Source organism: Paenibacillus sp. FSL E2-0151, from assembly GCF_037993015.1.
In the GTDB taxonomy this organism is placed as follows: Bacteria; Bacillota; Bacilli; order Paenibacillales; family Paenibacillaceae; genus Paenibacillus; species Paenibacillus amylolyticus.
The window spans coordinates 4,916,163-4,937,293 of sequence record NZ_CP150308.1; the positions used below are offsets into that span (position 1 = coordinate 4,916,163).

The window sequence follows — 21,131 nt, forward strand, 5'->3', positions numbered from 1 at the left end:
CTGGCAGCTTCAGCACGTGGTTATGTACATTGCCGAAGCGTTAATGCGCTTCGACAACAGAGCGAGTTACACCGGCAAAGCTTGCTGAACCACAATCCGGGTACCTTCCGCTTTAATCACAATAATCGGAGTATCGATGGGAATAAAATCTCCGTCGGTCACAACGTCAATTCGTTCCCCTTCAAACATCGCTGTTCCAGAAGGACGAAGCGGTGTCAGACTGATTCCTTGCAGACCAACAAGCTCTTTACGTTCTGTGGCTGATGAATAACCCCGATCCGCAGACATGCTATCACTCAGTATGAAGCGATTCCATATCCCTCGATCCTTAAAGATAATTGAGATGATCGCAATGACTACCAGTGCTGCTCCAAAAGCGATACCCAGAGATACAAATGCATCACTCGTATCATAAGCAGCCCTCACAACACCAGCCACAAGCGCAATTGATCCCAAAATCCCCAGAATACCAAAGCTCGGAATAAACATCTCCAGAATCATCATGATGAGTCCGACGGTAAATAGCACCCATGTCTCTGCTCCGGCAAATCCCGCAATGTAATTACCCGAGAAATACAACACGAAACACACGATACCTACAATACCAGGAACTCCAAAACCAGGAACAATCAATTCAATGATCACACCCGCGATTCCGAGGAACAATAACACAGTCATCACAACCGGATTGGTAAGAAAAGAGGAGATATTCTCCGCTGTTGTTCGTTCTACCTTAAATACGTCATCCTGACTGTAACCGAGCCAAGCTGCCGCTTCTTCCGGTGTGTTGCTGATGTGGTCGGCATAACCAACTTTCAGCGCTTCTTCAGCAGAGAGAGCAATAATTTCACCTTTTTGCTTGGTTTTATTGATCTCTGGCATTTCAACAACGATGTTAACATCCGTCATTCCAGCTGCAATCTTGCCATCACGACCACTGATTTCAGCCGCTCCCTGCATTTTGCTTTTCCAGAATGCAACAAGCTTTGGATCATCAACATGTTTACCCGTACTGTCGACCATTGCTGCCGCACCAATCATACTGCCTGGTGACATTACGATCTTATCTGCATTCAGAGCCAGAAAACTCCCGGCTGAAGCAGCATCTCCACGAACAAATGCAACAGTCTCAATCGGACTGTCCTTAATTAGGGTACCCAATGCTTCTGCAGTGTCGACACGGCCTCCCGGCGTATTGATATCAAGAACGATCAGGCCAGCATTCATCTCTTCTGCTTGCTTGAACCCGCGTTCCATGAACTTGCCAAGTCCCTGCTCGATTGGTTTATCAACCGGAATAATATATACGGCACCACTCTTCTCAGCTGCATGCGCTGACGGTGATCCAATCCAGACAGGAAGCAACAGCGTCAGCAGCATTAAGAGCATCAATGGCCCCGTAAGCTTCTTCCGGCGCTTTCCCTTCACAATAGTCCCCCCTTTTCCATTAATGTTATACTGTCCAGCTTATGGTATTTATTACGTGCAATGCAACATTTCGTTTCAAAATCTTAAAATTATATTTGAAAACTCGATCAATTGCAAGAATAAAAATCCATAATAATATATATTAACCATTAAAAAGAAATTTCGTCATCCCAAGGACATGATGCCTTCTGATAAATGGAAAAAACACCTCCTGACAAGTCAGAAGGTGTTTATTGATTTGCTTTATTGCAGAAATTGTTGAACTGCTTGATTTACCAGTTTGCCGTCCGCTTTGCCTTTAACTTTCGGCATAAGGGCCGCCATGACTTTCCCCATCTCGGCTTTCGAAGAAGCACCGGTTTCCTGGATGGTCTGCTGTACAATAACTTTAATTTCTTCTTCGGTAAGCTGTGTGGGAAGGTACTGGATGAGTACTTCAATTTCCGCTTTTGCATTTGCCGCGAGATCTTCACGGCCCGCTTTGTCAAATTCTTGGAGGGCATCTTTGCGCTGTTTGATTTCACGACTCAGGATATCAAGCACTTCGTTGTCATCCAAATCTCTTTTCAAATCTATTTCAAGATTCTTGATCGTCGAACGAATCAACCGAATGTTGGAGAGTCTGAACTTGTCCTTACTCTTCATCGCTTGCTTCATATCTTCGTTCAATCGTTCGCTAAGATTCATGTAATTAAAATCCTCCTAAAACTTTCTCTTACGAGCAGCCTCGGACTTTTTCTTGCGCTTTACGCTTGGCTTCTCATAATGCTTACGTTTCTTCACCTCAGCCAATACGCCATCTTTAGCGATGGAGCGTTTAAAACGACGAAGTGCAGCATCAATAGTCTCGTTTTTGCGAACTTTAGTTTCAGACACCAGTTTTCCCTCCCTCCGACCAGACCGTCCAAGAGCAATAACACGGTTCATCATCTTACATTATAGGCGAAAGATAATAAAGGTGTCAACCTCAATGTAATGATCACTTATTTGAATCCATTTTATAACTCAAAGGTATTATGAAATGAATTCATTATATAAGCATTTGGTCACACATTCGTGGATTTAATGCATATGACTAAATCCTCAATAGTAGTACCCATTAGCTCGTTTATTTGTGAGAATCGGACAGACTTGTCAACACGCCAAGTCTGGTACCACCCAACAAATGGTAATGCAGATGATGAACGGTTTGTTCTCCATCCTTACCACAATTGTTGATTAATCGATATCCTGTTTCCTCCACGCCAAGACGCTTCGCAGCTTCTTGAGCAGCCAGATGAATCTCGCCGATCAACGGCAGATCTTCTGCAGTAACTTCATTCATGGAAGAAATATGTTTCTTCGGAATGACAAGAACATGTGTCGGTGCAGCGGGCTGGATGTCATGAAAAACGATAACATGGTCATTCTCCAGTACTTTATTGGAGGGAATGCTGCCCTCTACAATTTTGCAAAATAAGCAATCCATAGTTCATACCCTCCTTTGTATTCCAGTGTATGTATTCCCCTCTATCATACTAAAAGTAAAAACCCACGTCCAATCTTTAGACACACAACCAGGTATTCTAGGTCAACTCTCCATCTATCATCAAGCCGAACACTATACAACATTGGATGTATACCAAGCTCTTTTATCGAAATATGGTTTTATCACGCACTTTTCCCAATTAAACAAATATGTATGGTTAATGACAGACAAAAGGAGATTGGTTAATTTGACCGTTTATCAACATGTGCAGGAACTTATAGGTAATACACCTCTGCTTGAATTAACTCGTTATCCATTACCGGAAGGAATCCGCCTGTTCGCCAAACTGGAATTCATGAATCCCGGAGGAAGTGTGAAAGACCGGATCGGCAAGTTTTTATTGGAGAAGGCCTTGGCACGAGGAGATGTTAAACCAGGTGGAACGGTGATCGAAGCTACTGCAGGCAACACAGGAATTGGTCTTGCAATGGCGGCTGTAGGCCTGAATTTAAAGGTCATTTTCACGGTACCTCAGAAGTTCAGTGTTGAGAAGCAGCAGTTGATGAAAGCCCTTGGTGCTACGGTCGTCAACACACCCACATCCGAAGGAATCACTGGTGCCATACGCAAGGCGGAATCGCTGGCGAAAGAAATACCGGGTTCGTATATTCCAGGTCAGTTCTCCAATGCAGATAACCCACTCGCACATTATGAACATCTGGGTCCTGAGATTTGGCGTGATCTGAACTGGCAGGTGGATGTATATGTCGCCGGAGCCGGGTCTGGCGGAACTTTCATGGGAGTATCTCGCTATTTGAAGGAGCAAAAACCGTTAATTAAAACATGTATCGTAGAACCCGAAGGTTCGATACTCACAGGAGGTCCATCGGGACCACATCGTACAGAAGGAATAGGGGTCGAAACGTTATCTTCTTTTATGGATGTGAGTTACTTTGATGCCATTCATACGATCTCAGATGAAGATGCCTTTGAGCGGGTAAAGGATCTGGCCTTGTTGGAAGGCTTACTGGTAGGAAGTTCCTCAGGTGCAGCTATGCAAGCCGCATTAAACGAAGCTGTTCACGCAGCTCCCGGAAGTAACATCGTTGTTATTTTCCCGGATAGCAGCGAACGGTATTTAAGCCAAAATATCTATAATGGAGGACAATGAAATGAGACCAAAAACCAAGCTGATTCATGCAGGTATTGTTGGTGATACACACACTGGAGCAGTGAGTGTACCGATCTATCAAGTAAGCACGTATGAGCAAGAATCGGTTGGCGTACACAAAGGATACGAGTATTCACGAACAGGCAACCCTACCCGTCATGCGTTGGAAGAAGTCATTAAAGAACTGGAGGATGGCGTTCGAGGTTTTGCTTTTAGTTCGGGCATGGCTGCAATTCACGCTGTACTATCTCTGTTGAAAACTGGAGATCACGTCATTCTGACGGATGACGTATACGGCGGGACTTACCGCATTTTCACCAAGGTGCTGAATCGTCTGGGGATCGAGTCTACCTTTGTAGATACCACCTCACTACAAGCACTGGAGCAGGCTTTGCAATCCAATACAAAGGCCATTTATGTAGAAACACCTACCAATCCGTTACTCAAGGTCACCGATATTACTGCTGTAGCGAAATGGTCAAAACAACATGAATTGTTATTCATTGTGGACAACACGTTTAGTACGCCTTATTGGCAGACCCCGCTGGCTCTGGGAGCGGATATTGTATTGCATTCTGCAACGAAATACATCGGCGGTCATAGCGATGTCGTGGCAGGACTTGCGGTTGTCAACAGCGAGCAACTTGGTGAAGATCTGCATTTTATTCAAAATGCAATTGGCGCAGTCCTGGGCCCTATGGATTCCTGGCTATTAATGCGAGGTCTTAAAACATTGGGATTACGGATGGAAGCGCAAGAACGCAATACAGAGCAGCTTGTGACATTTTTGAATCAACATCCAGCAGTATGCAAAGTTTATTATCCCGGGTTGCCCGACCATCCACAGCATAAGCTTGCTTCCACGCAAGCGAGAGGTTATGGCGGTATGGTTTCCTTTGATGTAGGCAGTGCTGAAAAAGTAGATGACGTGTTAACCAAAGTCCGTTATTTCACATTGGCTGAAAGTCTGGGCGCGGTGGAAAGTTTAATCTCTGTACCTGCCCGAATGACGCATGCCTCCATTCCTTATGAACGTCGGCAAGAATTGGGGATCACGGATGGTTTGATTCGTATCTCGGTTGGTATCGAGGATGTTGAGGATTTACTTGAGGATTTGAAATCTGCATTAAGTTAAGGGCATTTTGAAGTCCGTGCTGGCTGATACTTGCGAATGGGTAGTTGACCATTTTCTAAGGAACACAGGACGTCTCATTTGGCGTTCAGGCGCTAATTTGAAATTATAAGGAACATCAGGCACGTTATTTCTCGAAATAACTCAAAAAAATGCTTAAAGCGGCTGTTTATTCGGTTTTAACGTGTCTCAGATTCCTTAAAATTCTGCGGGCGCTTCAAAGGCTTGATTAAGATGCCTCAGATTCGTCAGCATTCACATCATGCTTTGCTCCTCCAACCGCGGGCAAGAGAACAGCATGGATTCCACCCGAAGCGAAGCTTTTTATCGGGATAGAGAATTAAAGCTTTTCGGTGTCTTGATCGTAAACTTGCACATAGGACGTTCTCGCATATTCAGAGGATGCGGTACGCCTCTGCTGCGGACACGTTCAGGTCAGGTTCTGCTTTCAGCAAGTTTGAATATACGTTATGCGCCATCCGTTCATCATCGACCTTACACTAATTAGGTTCAAAAAAAGGTCATACCTTACAGAAGTTCGCTTCTGCACAGGCATGACCTTTTTTAGATATTCGGTATGTTGCCAGTTGTATTGCAAAGACTGTTGCGATACATCAGGCTGAGACTCTGTATGTGATAAGACCTTTCTAATTCATGCTGTACGGTACCATGAATGAAACATCCATCCTCAGCTAGTTATTTTCGAGGATTTTCATAGGATGCCCATAGGGTACATAAGAATGTGTCACTTGCAGTTATGACTGTTTTTTCTAATTTCAATAATAAGGTAAAAGGGTTAACGCTGTAAGCGCAAATAACGGGAGCACCAGTCGGTTAAAACGTCTACGGCCATAACCATAATACGGATAAGGCGTAGGGTAGCCGTAACCTGGATAAAATCCGCGAGTATGACCTATCGGATAGTTTGCTCCAGGCATTGCATTTGGAGCCCAGTTCGCATGATTCACCATGGCTTCTGGTCCAACGGGAACAGCCAGGTAGATCATTTCATCATCCACATTTTCCATAATACCATCGTAGTGCATACCGTCATTCATCTGTACACATACATAACGGTGCATGTGTTCCTTACATATTTTCTTCGCTTCCACTTTTTCCACTTGCCAACGCCTCCCTGATTCTGCTCTTGATCACCTTTTCATGGTATTCAGAACTGGGCGAATTGACACTACTGACGAAAAAACACAAAAAAAGAAGCACCCCGTGAGCGGCTTCCTTGGAAGTCTGCTGCGCGGACATCTATTCAGGAAACGTCCTGATCAGATGTCCACCGGGGTACTTAAATAAAGTTTGTCGGCTTAACTGTAGTATAACAGCGGGATGAACCTGTATCTGTGATGTAACTCACTCCGCTAAGTTATCAAAGCAAGAAAAGAAATATTTTCACAAAAATAATATTACGTAATAGTGCGTGTTTAATAGGCACCATTCGTAATCAAAAGCGGACTTTTTGAACAACCTCTAATATTCATTTTGCTTGGACTATTAGAGGCGCTTCTATGATCTATATTGCTTACACATTGCCCTCTACAGAGTCTCCAAGACCACACGTGAGCCGTTTCCGGCCTCACCTGCCGGAATCACCATAAGTTTGCGCGGCAAGCGTGCACGCAGTTCAGGCACGTGACTGATGACACCAACAGCCAATCGATCGTCATGCAATTTTTCCAGAGACGTAATGACGGTATCCAACAGTTCAGGGTCAAGGGTACCAAATCCTTCATCCAGGAAGAAGAATTGAAGTGGGTACTGACCTCGCAGCTGAATCTGGGCCGACAGTGCCAAGGCCAGTGACAACGAAGTCAAAAACGTCTCGCCACCTGACAACGTTGATACCGGTCGTTTGACTCCCCCGTTGGCATCATCACAGATCACAAAACCACCACCGGAATCCACCTCCAGTGAATAACGCTGTTTGGTCAGGAAGCGCAGACGCTGAGATGCCGCATGACTAACCTGCATCAGTTGTTCCTCCGCAATATACTCAACAAAAGCATTGCCTCTGAACGCGGATTGCAGCTTGCTGAGCAGTTCGCCTTGACGGCTTACCTCCACCCGCTTGTTCTCCAGTTCGGTCCAGCGAACATGTCGCTGCTCCACATCCTCCAAATCACGTTCTGCACGTGCTTTGGCACGAAGGGCAGCCTCGTCCTCAATTCGGACCTGCTGCAAACGTTCGGTGCAGGCTAACCACTGTTCCTCCGATACGACAGCACCACCCAGCTTTTGTTCCAGTTCACGCAACTGGGATGCCAGTTCACGCTCACGTTCCCGGTGCTGCTGGATCTCCCCTGCCAGTCGCTCTGCTTCCTGTGAAGGAATTGCCGCGGATGCAACAGCATCATCTGAGTCAAATGGAGATTGTTCCAGCAATTGCTTCCACCGTTCCTGTGCTTGTTGCAGATGTTCTGTGGCCGAGGCGGCTGCCTGCTGTGCCATGACGTCTTTCTTGGCTGATTCCTGCTTCAGCGTGTCCGCTTCTTTGAAGCGTTGTGCCGAGTCCGAAGCTGTTTTCCGCAGTCCATCCAGACGAGCCTGAGCCGCAGTAATCAGATCTTCTACCCGTTGCTCCCCAACCCACTGGCGCAAGCGTTCTTCCTTCTCGGCCAGCTGTTTGCTATTGCCCTGCCACTCCGTTTGCCACTGAATCAGTTGTTTGTCCAATTCCACCAGCTTCTGCTGGAGAGATTGAATGATTTGGTCTTTTTCCTCAAGGAACGTCACGCTTTTGTTCAGACGTTCCTTGATGTCTTCGGCGCGCGCATCGCGCTCCTGCATCGCCTGATAGAGGGCCTTGGCCTCCTCCTGAGCGATGCCCGGCAGTTCTGCGGCCCAGCGGCTCTGCAAAGTAGCCGCTGCGGCCTCGCTCTCAGCCAGCTTGCGCTCCGCCTGGGTGAGCCCGGCACGGCCGGCCTCTTGCGCAGCTGCCGCTTCCATGCGGCGCTGCTGCGCGCCCACAGCCGCCTGCTGTAACGCGGCGGCTTCGGCTTGGAGCGGCGCTGCTGCGGTAGCCAGCGCCTGCGCGGCTTCGCGCAGCGCAGCGGCACGCGATGCCCAGCCTGCCGGGGAGCGCCCGTGTTCGGGCGACCCGGCGGGCTCGGGCTCCGCTGCCGCAGGCGCGGCCTCGGCTGCGGCCGGAGCTTCGCCGGCCGCAGCGCCAAGCTGCGTCAGCAGGCTGCGACGTTCGTGCAGCTGCTGGCGCAGCCCAAAGCGCAGCTCCTGCAGCTCCGCGTGCAGGCTGCGCAGCAGTTCCAGGTCCGCATCCCCTGCGTGCGGACCTTCTCCCGGCGGCGCAGCCGGGAGCGGGTGGTGCGGCGAGCCGCACACCGGGCATGGCTCGCCGTCGTGCAGTTCGGCGCGCAAAGCGGAGGACAGCCGGTCCAGCTCCTGCTCACGCATTGTGCCACGCAGCTGTTCCTCCGCAAGGGCCAGCAGGCTTTGTTCGCGGCTAATATCCTGCTCACAGGCAAGCAAGGCCTCAAGACCTGCTGACGCCTGTTCTACCAGATGCTGACGCTGATCACTCAGGCGTTTTTCTTCCTCAGCCGCCGCCTTCAGCTTGTTGGCTCCCTGTTCTGCCGATTGCTTATAGGCTTGCATGTCAGCCTTATTTTGCTGCAACTGCTCCGCGGCAGTATCCACACGATGTTTCAGTTCTAGCGCAGCTTGAAGTTGCCTGCGTTCCTCTGACTTCACTTCATTTGGCTTGAGGCTCTCCTGTAGTTCCTCTCGCCGTTTACGTCCGCGCTGTTGCAGTTCCTTTTCTTTCTCAAGCTGCTGTCCCAGCGTAGTTTGTTCGCTCTGCCCCTGTTCCAGCAACTGCGCGAGGCGCGAGCAATCGGCTTGAAGTCCGTCCCGTTCACGTTGCAGCTCTTTCGCTTGTTCGAGTTGCTCCAGGCGCAGCAGAAGTTTCGGTTCTTCCTCAGTCATTTGCTTGCGTGCCGTCTCAGCCTTCTCCGCTTCCTGAACAGCCAGACGCTCATGTTCCAGTGCTTGCTGATGAGCTGTCTCGGCAGTATCCTGCCGCTGCTTCTGTGTAGTCATGGCATCTCGAACCGTCTGCAATGCAGGCAGTATTGCATCTGCCGCAACGGATTGTTTCAGCCGTTGTTCGCCTACCTCTATCTGTGGTTCCAGTGCTTTCAGCTTCTGCTGTTCATCCGTCCGGGCCTGCCGTTCGTTACTTAACTCACGAATTTTGCCCAGTTGTTCAGCTTCCTTCACAGCTTCATCCAGCGCTTTGCGGGACAATTCAGACTGCTGAACAGCGTTTTGAAGAAGACGTTTCGTTTCTTCCAGCGTCTCCTTGCTGGCATTCCCAAGTCCCTGTTGCTCCGCAGCAAGAGATTGGTGAACCATATCATTATCCTTAACCCGCCGACTTAATTTGATGGCCAGCTGATCCCCATACTTCTCCAGATGGAACAATCGTTGCAGCATCTGACGACGTTCACTGCCTTTGAGTGACAAAAACTCGGCAAACTTCCCTTGCGGAAGCACCACTGCCCGTGTAAAATCATCCATCTTCAAACCGATCACATCTTCAACGCAGCGATTCACATCTGCCAATTTGTCGGCAAGTACCTGTTCTTCGCCATTAACCGTCTCTATGAATTTGCTGATTGTGTTACTCACCGAAACTTCATTATTTCGTTTGAAACGTCGCTCTACCCGGAACCTTCGAGTGCCTTCCGCCGACATCAGTTCAAATGTAAAAGCAACCGACAACGAATCCTCTGCATGATTCATAATGCCTTGCGTCCCGTTCACCGCGCGTTCCACTTTTCCGTACATGGCGAGTGTGATGGCATCGAGCAAAGAAGATTTACCACTACCCGTTGGACCGAAAATACCGAATAGTCCCGTCTCCGTCAGCACGGTAAAATCAATCTCCTGCATCTCCCGATAACTTTGCAGTCCGGCAACTTTTAATAAAATCGGCTTCATCTTTCCTCGACCTCCTCACGCGCACCCGGCTCGTCTTCATCCACAAGTTCCAGGAAAAGCTGTACCAGGCTGTCTTCCGGTTGTGCACCACCGGTCTGACGCTGATAAAATTTACGGAACAGTTCATGCACAGGTAGCTCGGATCGTTGCTCCAAAAGTCCTGCTGCAGCCATCTCGGGATACACCGGGCGAATATGGATGATACCTTCATGTGATTTTCGCAGCTGCTGAATCTCCTTCAGGGACATCGCTTCGTCCAGCCACACTTCCATGTCGATAAAAGCCTGTGGATCACGCCCCTCATCCAGCCAGCGATATACTTCTGCCAGACCACCACGGGCCTGCCAACGTACAAGCGGACGCCCGGACGTTAACAAAACTTCTTCTACCTGTGCTGCTCCACCCGGCGCCAGATCAACCATCGTGACAGACTTGCTCTGCCCTGCTTCCGAGAAGCTGTAGGCGAGAGGAGAACCGCTATATCGAATCACACCGTCTCCTTTGACAGCCTGTGCACGATGGAGATGCCCAAGCGCCGTGTATTGCGCACCAGTCGCTAAAGATGATGGATCCACCGTGTAGGCCCCACCGATTTGAATCGGACGTTCCGAATCACTCTCAAGTCCGCCGAGCACATAGATATGGCTCATGGCCAAGTTCACTGTATCCGGGCGAAAAGAAGCTGCCAGACGCTGCATTAACATGCCCACCCGGTGACTGTATGCTTGACGAAGCACATTTTCGTCCCAATCTGTTGTCAGCAATTCATTCAATCTGGCTTCAGAAGGATAAGGTAATGCGGCAATCTGTGCAATTTCTCCGGTTCGCTTTGCATGGATGGTTACCGCTTCTGAAGTAGGCATCCCTACGAGTGTAATGCCCTGTCTGTTCACAAGTGGAGTTACAGAAGCTACACGTTCTGGCTGATCATGATTTCCAGCAATCACCACGAGGGGTCTTCCATGCTCCGTCAGACGCGCTGCCGCTTCATAAAAAAGTTGTTCCGCCGCTGCGGGAGGATTCACCGAATCATACACATCTCCGGCCATCAATATGGCATCCGCCTGTTGCTCATCAGCGACCCTGACGAGTTCATCAACGAAATCTTCCTGTTCACGCAGTCGGCTTCGTCCTTCCAGCGTTTTTCCCAAATGCCAGTCCCCTGTATGCAAAATACGCATCGTCCGTTCCACCCCTCTCCCATGTGATATCCATGGTTTTAAATTCCGATCTTTTACAATTTCACTGCATGTCCACCATCAAAAAAGTACAGCCATTTCCGGTCAACTTTCCGACCCAATATATCTTCAATGGCCCGTCCATACAGATCTAGCTGGAAGCGATAATTTTTGGTGAGTTCATCCAAACCACCACGATGCTCCAATACCCGATCCGTCTTGTAATCAAGCAAGACAAGCTCGCCGTCCACCTCATACAGACAATCGATAATCCCCTGTACAAGCACGGTTTCATTTTCAATCGTTGCCTGCATTTTGCTATCTTCATTTATTATCTGCATATCTGAGTTCGCCGCCCGTTCATGTAGCCATTCCACAGGAGACTGATGTGCCGGAAGTCCATACACAAACGGAATTTCCCGTTTCACCCACGCTGCACGCAATAATTCTTTTCCTGGTTCTGTATTGAAAAATCCGGCCAGTTCTTCAGGTTCGATAGCCGCAGCATGATGGGGTAGCAAAATCTGAAGCTTAATCAACCGCTCAATCGTCTGTTCAATAAGTTGTGAATCAACAGATGAGCCATCTATAGGAAGATGCTGCATCAACGTATGATACACGTTCCCCCGTTCTGCCCCTGTCAGCTGCGTTGCCTCCATGAATTTCGGACGACGCAGGTGCAGTTTGAAAGACGTACCCGCAGATCCCGCATCCGAAACGTTCACCGTACCGTTTGAATCTGCCCCTGATCCAGTCTCACGCTCGTTAGATTCATCGGATACCCCACGTAGTACATGGCCTGCTTCATCTTTGGTGTAATTGATTCCTGGGTTGTTGTGAGCCAATAATTTCTCGGACTGTTCTCCCAGTTCCTCCATCACCTCTACGGACTGGATATCCTGCATCGCAAGTAACGTTTTCAACTCCGTGACAGATGTACTGGCTGCTACTTGAGTTGCTGCTTCATAGGGGTACGTCCATGAAAGTCGTTGATCAACCTCGTTGATCAGCCGTGTCTCCTCTTGTTGAAGAGCTACTATGTCTGCACCTTCATCTTCAATGTTTTGGTTAGCCGTATCTTGTGCACTCTTCGTCAGCTCTTCTACAGTTGAAGATGTAACCAACTTCACGGGTTGGACGGCTTTTAGTGCAGCAATTCGTTCTTTCCGTACCTCATTTATCCCGTCTTCTTCTCCGAGTGCCAGATCTACCACATGGTCACGGGATACCTCATCGGCGGAAATAATAGAGATCGCCCATCGTGATTGATCATCTGCAAGACAAGCTGAGAACGAATCATTGCTTCCAGCAAGTTCACGCAGCACAGCCGCATCTGGATGTCTCATCAGGGATGGTCCAATCCAGTCCAGGTAACTCCGTCCAGCAGCAAGCAGATAGTCTGGCAATGCCAATTCAGGGCTATCCTTGACCTGAGACCACGCGAGCGCTTTTTTCGCGGCATCTTTTACAGTACCCAGCAAAATCATTTTCTCTTTGGGACGGGTCAACGCAACATACAGCACACGCATCTCTTCAGCAAGCAGTTCAAATTGCGCACGACGACGAATCGCCAGATTGGCTAATGTAGGATAGGCAACCCGGTTCTCACGATCCACAAACCTCGGACCAAATCCCAGTTCCTTATGCATTAGAAACGGTGCGTTCAAGTCCTGCTGATTAAACATCTTGGATATGCCACCGACAAAGACAATTGGAAACTCCAAACCCTTACTCCGGTGAATCGTCATGATACGTACGGCGTTGACCTGCTCACCAGAGCTACTTGCTACAGTTCCGAGGTCTCCCCCGTTTTCCCGCAGTCTGGAAACATAGGTCAGGAAACGGAACAAGCCGCGATTCGCAGTTGATTCCTCATATTGTCGTGCGCGGTCGTACAATGCCTTAAGATTACTTTGACGTTGCAGCCCTCCTGGAAGACCACCAACCCAGTCCAAATAACCGGTTTCCCGATACATACGCCAGATCAGTTCACTTAGACTGCCTTGCCTTGCCTCAAGTCTCCACTGCTCCAATTGACGCATAAAACGAATTAACTTTTGCTGTAATTCCGAGCCTGAGATCTCCGTTATGCCCGGATCCTCACTTGCATGTCCCGCAACACCAGCATCTTGCATTCCATCTGTATGCAATGTATGCACATCGGATTCATAGACATCATCCAGGATCTCTGCCTCGACTGAAGCTGCTGTCTCCCGCTGTCCCTGTTCCATCTCTGCCCAGGCTTCCGGCCACTGCAACTGGACCATATTGGAATCAGGATGATTATCCTGCCGGGATTGTTGTACAGCATTAGTGGAGGAATCGCTCCAATCTCCCGCAGCCGATATAACCGCATCATAGAATGACTGTCTTTTGTCACCAAGCCGAATCTGTGCCAGTTCCTCTTCATCCAGTCCAACAATCGGGGAACGAAGCACGGAAGCAAGCGGAATATCCTGCCTTGGATTATCAACAAGCTGAAGCAGAGACATCATGATTTCCACTTCTGTAGCCTGAAAATAGCCCTTGCTCTGTTCTCCTCCAGCAGGAATTCCCTGCTGTCTGAACTCCTCAATCATGAGCGGAGCCCACATCAAGGTTGAACGCAGCAAGATGACCATATCACCGTAACGTGCCGGGCGCATCGTTTGCAGGGCTTTGTCATATACATGAAGGGCAGGTTTGTCCGTGTCTCCAACCATCTCCCGAATACGCCTTGCGATTGCCCTCGCTTCCAACTGGGCTGTTTCAAGTTCGGCACTCTCCAGTTCTGCGGAGACCGATGCATCCCCATTCTCATCCGTACTCTCTGTCAGATCAGGACCACCACCCTGACGATCGATCAGCATGAGTTCAGGTGTATACGCCTCATCGCCAAGCGTCTCTGACGGGAAGGTAGCCCCATATGCCAGTTGAGCTCGTTCATCGTAAGCAATCTCTGCCACACCTTCGTTCATGAGTTGCCGGAATATCATATTGACCGAATGCACGACTTCTGCTCGACTACGAAAATTCCGCGCAAGATCAATACGTTGACCTGTACGATGCAGACGTTCTTCCACCATTCCGTCCTCATTTGTGCTCGCTCCATACTGGCGATACTTGTTCATAAATAGACCTGGCTCAGCCAACCTGAAACGGTAGATACTCTGTTTGACATCACCGACCATGAATCGGTTACCCGGGTTTTCTCTGGAGATCAGTTTCACGATATCTTCCTGAACCGTATTGGTATCCTGATATTCATCAAGCAACACTTCATCGAATCGCGAACGGTACTCCATAGCCGCATCGGAAGGCATCGACAGTTCAGGCGTTGAATCCTCATGTCGCAAAATGTGAAGACAGTAATGCTCCAGATCACTGAAGTCAACTTGCCCACGTTCCTGTTTAGCCTGTCGATAACGTTCTCCAAATGTACTAACCAACCTCGACAACTCCTGCATGAGTGGTGCCGCTTGCTCCAACTCCTGCCAGAACGCAAACGCACTTCTTCCGAACAATGAACCTTTCAGGTCGGTAATTGCCTTTTTCGCGGCCTCACGGAGTTCCTTCACCTGATCCTGTAAAGCCGGGTCCGTCTGATCTTTTTTGCAGGGTTTCAGTTTGCCAAATGTAGCGGGTTGAAACACTTCAGGCAACCTTTCCCATGGCATAATCTCAACCGCAGACAACAGTTCTTCTACCATCACCAGGTCTTCTTTTAACGTATCTGCATAAGGTGCCGGACCTTCATGCTGCATGGAAATATGAATGCCTTGACGGAGCAATCCTGCTGCACCACTTAAAGCAAGAGCCGCATCACGCAAAATACTCTGAACCCATGCTGAATGTCCAAGTGCCTCTACACTTTCCACCTGAAAAGCAGACGCCATCTCTGAGAGCCAATGATCCAGCCAGGAATGACTGCGGGAGAAATCATACAAACGTTGCACCAGTCGATGCATCGCATCATCGTTTCGTTCTCCACTGAACCAGTCTACTAATTCGCGGAATGTACTCCCTTCATCTTCTTCGCCATACTTTTCCTCAAATAGTTCTTCAAGCAGTTCCTGCCGCATGATTTCCGCTTCATTTTCATTCAGGATACGGAAAGCCGGGTTCAACGGAATTTGCTGATAATAACGGCGAATGACTTCCATACAGAATGAATGCAGCGTTGTAATAGATGCCCGTCCAAGCAACGACAGCTGCTTACGCAGATGCTCTTCTCCAGGCTGTTCTTCCAGCGCACGTTCCAACGCTTCCCGAATCCGTTGTTTCATCTCGGCGGCGGCCGCTTTGGTAAACGTAGCTACAAGTAAACGATCCACACTGTATCCTTGGGAGGGATCTGCGATCTTGCGAATAATTCGTTCAACCAGCACGGCTGTCTTGCCTGATCCCGCCGCTGCGGCAACCAGTATGTCTTCTCCGCTTTCCGAGATGGCACTCCACTGGTCATCACTCCAGAAGCTACCCTCCGGTTTTGGCATATTCGTCATGATGTTTCCCCTCCCTTGGTGTGAGATAACATATCCCAGATTTGCTGTTTGCCCGGTTTGGACAACAGGTTATACTCATTTCCTTCTATATTCTCATCAAACTGACAAACAGGCTTATACGGACAGAACGTGCACGCCACTTCCTGCTGAATACGATAAGGCTCAATGGCCACATCCCCATCCGTAATTCGGGTACCAATCTCACGGATATTACTGCGAACCGAAGCAAGCAGCGTATCCCATTGCTCTGGCGTAGCTACAGCGGCGCTACTATAAAAGCTTCCGTCCGCCTTAAGAGCAACTGGAATAATAGCTGAATATCCCTTATCCAGGGTGTTGTCCATTTGAGCGATTGCGTCCCGATCAGCCAGAAGCAAACCTTTCATTTTGAACCGTTTCAGTAGTTCTTGTCCTGCCTGCTCTGATGTCATGCCGTTTGCAGATTGCAACAGCGGGTTATGCACATGGAAATACAACGTTCCTCCCGGCATCGCCGTTTCCCCAAGCCATTCTTCGGCAGCACTAAGCAGCACCTCCAGATAGGTGAGCATTTGCAATGACAGACCATAGTACACTTCATGTAACTTGAGGTCCGTCTGGCTTGATTTATAGTCAATGACACGCAGGAGCAGACCATTCTCTCCTTCTGCGACATCTACACGGTCAATTCGACCCACGATCTCCATCACACAGCCGTTCTCCAGTTCAAAACGTAGTGGCGGCAGTGTTTTATCGGGTCCAAAATCAAGCTCCAATCCAATCGGTTCAAAACTTCCACGTCTGGACTGTTCACCAAGAATAACCGATGCCCGGCTAACAATGTCCTTCAATTTGCGGAAAATATAACCGTATCGCTTGGTGCTTAGCAAAATCTCCCCTTGCAGCTGTGGTGCAATCTGCTCCACAGTTTGCTCGGCTTCCTGACGACATTGGTCTGGAGTCAAACTGCCCCAACTACGATTTTCTTCGCGCAATCGCATAGCCAACTGGCTTAGTGCAGCATGAAACAGCTGTCCGATATCAGGAGCCTGAAGGCGGTACAATTGCCGTTCTTTGAGACGCAGCCCATGCGAAGCAAAATGGGAGAACGGACAAGCGACGAACCGCTCCATTCGCGAGACACTCGTCCTCACCTCTGTACCATACAGTCTGCGACTGGTAGCTGTACGTAGTGGTAATGCCCGATTACGATAAAAGATTGATCCCATCAACCGTTCCAGCTGAGGTCTGCTTGTCTCTCGAGATACATGCCAATTGTAGACCGCCCACCACATTTCAGGGATGTCTTCTCCGCGGCGCCATTTGCGCAATTGTCCAATAAGCGTTGACAGACTCTGACCCGGATGGGTGACATAGGACCAATGCGCTTCTTCCGAGTTCGCAACCGGTGGTTGAGCGAGCAATGGCTGTTCTTGTAGACCAAACATCTTCCGTACATGGCGGACAATCTCGGAAGGAAGCAGTGCTTTCCCCTCATCATCAGCAACCGGGTAACTCAGCCACAACTGGCTGCTTGCCGCTGTAAGTGCCGTATAGATCAGAAAACGTTCATCCAGCATCTGCCTTGTTGCACCTGGTCCAAGCGCCATGCCTCTTTCTGTCAGTAACGCTCTCTCCAGTTCCGTTAATACGCCATCATCCTGAGGTACGGCGGGTAATTCACCATCAACGGCGCCAAGGATAAATACGTATTTGATGTCCCGAAGGCGTGTACGCTCCATAGAACCCATCAAAACCTGATCAAGTGCTGGTGGTACCAGACCCAGCTTCAGTTCCGTCAATCCGGTCTCAATCATCCCGGCAAACAGCGTGATATCCAGCCGTTCATTCCCCATCATATCGACCATCTGATCCAATAAATCTAGCACAGCTCCCCACATCTGCCGATGTTCTCTCGACCGTTCGGGGTCACCTTGTGCCTTAGCTTCAGCAGACATGTTCTCCAGCTTCCATGGGATTTCAGCATCTTCCAGCAATCTGTATACTGCCTCACACTGGGCTTTGGCTGTCTTTGCCTTTTTCATTCGCTTCTCAAAAACACCCAAAGAATCTGTAATGACCGTTCGGCAGCTCTCCATTAAAGAAAGCATCTGGTCCCGTCCTCGACTACGGCCATCCTGACCGTTGTCTTCCAGCGACAGGCTTGGTACATACTTCCATGGTTTGCCGTCAGTCCAGCGATACCCGTGAATACCACAAGCCAGTACATAATTCTCAAGCTGGTCCATATCTTCACGAGTGATGGAACCATCACGCGGAAGCAGCAAATCCGTTTTGACACAGCGAAATACATCCTCGTAGCGCCAGTGGCGCCGAACAATATCCAGTGCGGAACGGATAAACTCGGATAATGGATGATGAAGTTCATTTCTTCTGCGGTCCAGAAAGACGGGTACGTCATAATCCCTGAATAACGGTTCAGCTATATCAGCGTAGGTATCCAACTGACGAACAAGTACCGCCATATCCCGATAACGCGCACCTTCGTTTTGTGCCAGGCGCCGCATCTCACGCAGTGCTCCCTCCATCTCAGCTCGTCGGTTCTCCGCTGCAACCAGTCGGATTCCGGAATCAAGGCCATCACTTTTCCAACGAATTCGGCGGTCGAAACCAGTCTCCAGATGAGCAAGTCCCGGACGATCCTTGTATCTCGGTGGAATCTCCGAATCTAGCACGGTTATATCGCTCGGTACACCCAGTTCGTCAGCCATCCCTTTCAGACGCGCGTAGGCACTTGCCGTAGGATAGAACAGTTCCAGTTCTCCAGGCAGTGCGCCGTGATCATAAGGACGATCCAATGTCAGTGCAATCGTCACGGAAGAGGACTGCAACATCAGCCGACCGATCACACTCATCTCCTGTGGTGTGAATCCCTGAAAACCATCAATCCAGATCTGGGCATCCTGCAGCAATGCACTTTCCGACAAACGATCTGTCAGCTCGGTCAACGTGTCTTCATCATCAATATATAAATTGGTCAATTCCTGTTCATAGTCACGATATATCAGATTCAAGTCATGCAACTTGTCCTCCAGAATCGGCGAAGTCGATGAGGTAATCCCTCCAGACAATCCTTCTTCCAGCAATGATGGATCAACTTCATAACGTTTAAATTCACTATATAAGTCATTTAATTCGCCTATAAAACCCAGCTGGCTGCCGGATGCACCAAACAGCTTTAATTCTTCCTTACGGCGCTGGATGACCTTGTAGAGCAGCATCTTTTTGCCTTCGGCTCCGATCGGAATACGAGCAGAACCACCTGCTTCTTGCATTACACGATAGGCTAGACGGCGAAAGCCGAGCACTTCTGCACGCATCGTACCTTTAATTGCTCCAGAAGACACCAATGCCTGCTCTGTTCGAAAAGAACTCTGTTCGGGAACGAGCAAAATCAAAGGTGTGCCTTGCGGTTCTTGTTGAAGCAGGGATGTAATTTCCCGGGTAATCAGCGAGCTTTTGCCGCTGCCTGCCCGGCCAATAACAAAACGAACGGACATGTCTAATCCTCCAAACCACACGTACAAGATTTTAATTCCCAGTATAACATATCTGACTTGGTTCGGAACATACGTTTGCCACTATCCGGTAAAACCGGAGATCATCTCCGTTAACACAGCAAAACAGCAAAAAGCCCGCAGCTATCACACTGTGGACTTTTGACTTGATCTATACTTGATTGGAACGAAAATCATACGATTAATTCTTTTTACTGCGCACTTCGAAAATAGCAAATTTCAGGTAATGTCCTTCATCCACGCCCAAAATTTGTGGGTGATCCTTACCGGCTGCTTTCCAGTCGATCAAACGAAGCACTTTACCTGCATCTTCCGCTGCATCGGCAATCGTATCCAGGAAGAGGTCTGGACGCATGTGATACGAACAGCTGGCTGTTACCAAATATCCACCCTCATTGACCAGTTTCATTCCTTGCAGATTGATATCTTTATAACCGCGACATGCACCTTTAACTGCTGATTTCGTTTTGGCAAATGCAGGAGGATCAAGGATGACCACATCAAATGTTTTACCGCCAGCTGCCAGCGCTTTGGATGTATCCACTTTCTGTTCGGCTGCACGTGCACGTGCGGTACGTTCATCCAGCCCTTTCACTTGTTCACGCAAGTACTGGAATGCATCAGCAACTACGAATTCAACCCGGTCAGTGAAACCGTTCAGCTCCACATTTGTTCGTGCACTCTCAATGGCATGCTCCGAAATATCAAGACAAGTCACTTTTTTAGCTCCATATTTGCAAGCATTCAACGTAAAGCTGCCCGTGTGTGAGAAACACTCCAGTACAGTGGCACCATCCCAATATGGGAATGTAACTACATTACCGCTTTTATTCACAGGCAAGAGCTGCTCTGTGCCATCCTGCTCAGTCGTTTGAAGTGTGATTCCACTCTTGTAGCCCCAACCCTTCATGAGCGGTTCGATGGCTGCACGATTCTCGCGTTGGTCGAAGAAGTAACCTGTCTTCTGCCCTTCCACGATATCCACTTTAATGAGTAGTCCATTCTCTGTAACTGTGACATGCCGTGGGCACTCTCCATACAGCGGACCTTTGGTCTGCTCCAAACCTTCCAGTTCACGAATCGAGACATCACTGCGCTCATATATGCCTTCCGGCTGCATTACTTCAATGAGTGCCTGTACGATGGCTTCACGGCAACGATCCATGCCAAGTGTAAGCAACTGTACAACGAGAATGCTGCCGAATCGGTCAACGATTAATCCTGGCAGAAAATCAGCTTCGCCGTAAACGAGACGATATGCCTCTCCATCCTGGATAAAACGTTCCCGGTGACGCAAACAATCACGGAAACGAGCTGCAAAAAACGCCGTGTCCATCTGTTCGGACTCCAGTGGTTGATACGCTACAACTCTTACTGTGATTTGAGATGCGGGATTGTAATATCCTGTCGCCAGATAGCGACCTTGATGATTCAATACATTGACCAGATCTCCCGGTTCCGGGTTTCCGTCAACAGAGGCAATTTCATTGTTAAATATCCATGGATGTGCATGTTCAAGCCGCTTTTTGCGACTGCGTTCGAGTGTAACTGATGGCAAGGTAGATCCACTTCTTTCATAGTTAGTTGAAAAGATAGGTTTGGTGCGGCGCGTAAATGACGTTCCGGGTTCGAATCGATCTTCCGATCGCTGTTGTCTCCAGATTTTTTTGATTCCCTTTCTTAAAGGGGAAAATCCGGGGATAAAGGCGAGCGCTTCGCTTCTTCGGTAACAATTTCGTCTTCTTCGCTACGTTTGCACGAATCACCGTATCTTTCGAATTGGG

12 protein-coding genes are annotated in these 21,131 nt (G+C 48.9%); 2 read left to right on the forward strand and 10 right to left on the reverse strand.

Annotated elements, in window-relative coordinates:
- Positions 1–66: 66 nt before the first annotated feature.
- The 4 genes from MHI55_RS22150 to MHI55_RS22165 all read right to left on the reverse strand — a co-directional run bounded on the left by MHI55_RS22150 (position 67) and on the right by MHI55_RS22165 (position 2,896).
- Positions 67–1,389 carry an NfeD family protein gene (locus tag MHI55_RS22150; RefSeq protein ID WP_051450046.1) on the reverse strand — a complete coding sequence of 441 codons (1,323 nt, stop codon included), beginning with the start codon at positions 1,387–1,389 and terminating at the stop codon, positions 67–69.
- Positions 1,390–1,671: 282 nt separating this feature from the next.
- On the reverse strand, positions 1,672–2,115 hold the full coding sequence (locus MHI55_RS22155) for a GatB/YqeY domain-containing protein (RefSeq protein WP_017687237.1): 444 nt from the start codon (positions 2,113–2,115) through the stop codon (positions 1,672–1,674).
- A 15-nt stretch (positions 2,116–2,130) separates the two neighbouring features.
- Positions 2,131–2,304, reverse strand: coding sequence for a 30S ribosomal protein S21 (gene rpsU / locus MHI55_RS22160; protein WP_005547957.1), 174 nt, complete (start codon positions 2,302–2,304; stop codon positions 2,131–2,133).
- Between the two features lie 232 nt (positions 2,305–2,536).
- Positions 2,537–2,896: a histidine triad nucleotide-binding protein gene (locus tag MHI55_RS22165; protein WP_076288086.1), complete on the reverse strand. Its 360-nt coding sequence runs from the start codon at positions 2,894–2,896 to the stop codon at positions 2,537–2,539.
- Between the two features lie 247 nt (positions 2,897–3,143).
- On the opposite strand from MHI55_RS22165, the gene MHI55_RS22170 reads away from it, so the two are divergent.
- Both MHI55_RS22170 and MHI55_RS22175 read left to right on the forward strand, forming a co-directional pair.
- On the forward strand, positions 3,144–4,067 hold the full coding sequence (locus MHI55_RS22170; protein WP_340386903.1) for a cysteine synthase family protein: 924 nt from the start codon (positions 3,144–3,146) through the stop codon (positions 4,065–4,067).
- Position 4,068: 1 nt separating this feature from the next.
- The gene (locus MHI55_RS22175; RefSeq protein ID WP_340386905.1) at positions 4,069–5,202 is read left to right on the forward strand and encodes a bifunctional cystathionine gamma-lyase/homocysteine desulfhydrase; all 1,134 of its coding nucleotides are present in this window, start codon (positions 4,069–4,071) and stop codon (positions 5,200–5,202) included.
- Positions 5,203–5,975: 773 nt separating this feature from the next.
- Here the strand turns inward: MHI55_RS22175 and MHI55_RS22180 are convergent.
- The 6 genes from MHI55_RS22180 to MHI55_RS22205 all read right to left on the reverse strand — a co-directional run bounded on the left by MHI55_RS22180 (position 5,976) and on the right by MHI55_RS22205 (position 20,905).
- Entirely contained in the window at positions 5,976–6,320 is a 345-nt protein-coding gene (locus MHI55_RS22180) for a hypothetical protein (RefSeq protein ID WP_036674796.1), read from the reverse strand.
- Between the two features lie 427 nt (positions 6,321–6,747).
- Positions 6,748–10,167, reverse strand: coding sequence for an SMC family ATPase (locus tag MHI55_RS22185; protein ID WP_340386906.1), 3,420 nt, complete (start codon positions 10,165–10,167; stop codon positions 6,748–6,750).
- Positions 10,164–11,348, reverse strand: a complete 1,185-nt coding sequence (locus MHI55_RS22190) for an exonuclease SbcCD subunit D (RefSeq protein WP_340386907.1) — start codon at positions 11,346–11,348, stop codon at positions 10,164–10,166. Before MHI55_RS22190 ends, MHI55_RS22185 begins: the two co-directional genes overlap by 4 nt.
- A gap of 53 nt (positions 11,349–11,401) precedes the next feature.
- The gene (addA, locus tag MHI55_RS22195; protein WP_340386908.1) at positions 11,402–15,829 is read right to left on the reverse strand and encodes a helicase-exonuclease AddAB subunit AddA; all 4,428 of its coding nucleotides are present in this window, start codon (positions 15,827–15,829) and stop codon (positions 11,402–11,404) included.
- Positions 15,826–19,329, reverse strand: coding sequence for a helicase-exonuclease AddAB subunit AddB (gene addB / locus MHI55_RS22200; protein ID WP_340386910.1), 3,504 nt, complete (start codon positions 19,327–19,329; stop codon positions 15,826–15,828). The genes addA and addB overlap by 4 nt, the downstream gene beginning before the upstream one ends.
- Positions 19,330–19,528: 199 nt before the next feature.
- A complete protein-coding gene (locus tag MHI55_RS22205) occupies positions 19,529–20,905 on the reverse strand; it encodes a class I SAM-dependent rRNA methyltransferase (RefSeq protein ID WP_340386913.1) in 1,377 nt (458 codons plus the stop codon).
- Between the last annotated feature and the right edge of the window lie 226 nt (positions 20,906–21,131).

Excerpts from the sequence above, each read along its gene's own strand:
- MHI55_RS22150 (WP_051450046.1), bottom strand. The coding sequence starts at position 1,389 with ATGCTCTTAATGCTGCTGACGCTGTTGCTTCCTGTCTGGATTGGATCA.
- MHI55_RS22155 (WP_017687237.1), bottom strand. The coding sequence starts at position 2,115 with ATGAATCTTAGCGAACGATTGAACGAAGATATGAAGCAAGCGATGAAG.
- MHI55_RS22165 (WP_076288086.1), bottom strand. The coding sequence starts at position 2,896 with ATGGATTGCTTATTTTGCAAAATTGTAGAGGGCAGCATTCCCTCCAAT.
- MHI55_RS22175 (WP_340386905.1), top strand. The coding sequence starts at position 4,069 with ATGAGACCAAAAACCAAGCTGATTCATGCAGGTATTGTTGGTGATACA.
- MHI55_RS22185 (WP_340386906.1), bottom strand. The coding sequence starts at position 10,167 with ATGAAGCCGATTTTATTAAAAGTTGCCGGACTGCAAAGTTATCGGGAG.
- MHI55_RS22190 (WP_340386907.1), bottom strand. The coding sequence starts at position 11,348 with ATGCGTATTTTGCATACAGGGGACTGGCATTTGGGAAAAACGCTGGAA.
- addA (WP_340386908.1), bottom strand. The coding sequence starts at position 15,829 with ATGACGAATATGCCAAAACCGGAGGGTAGCTTCTGGAGTGATGACCAG.
- addB (WP_340386910.1), bottom strand. The coding sequence starts at position 19,329 with ATGTCCGTTCGTTTTGTTATTGGCCGGGCAGGCAGCGGCAAAAGCTCG.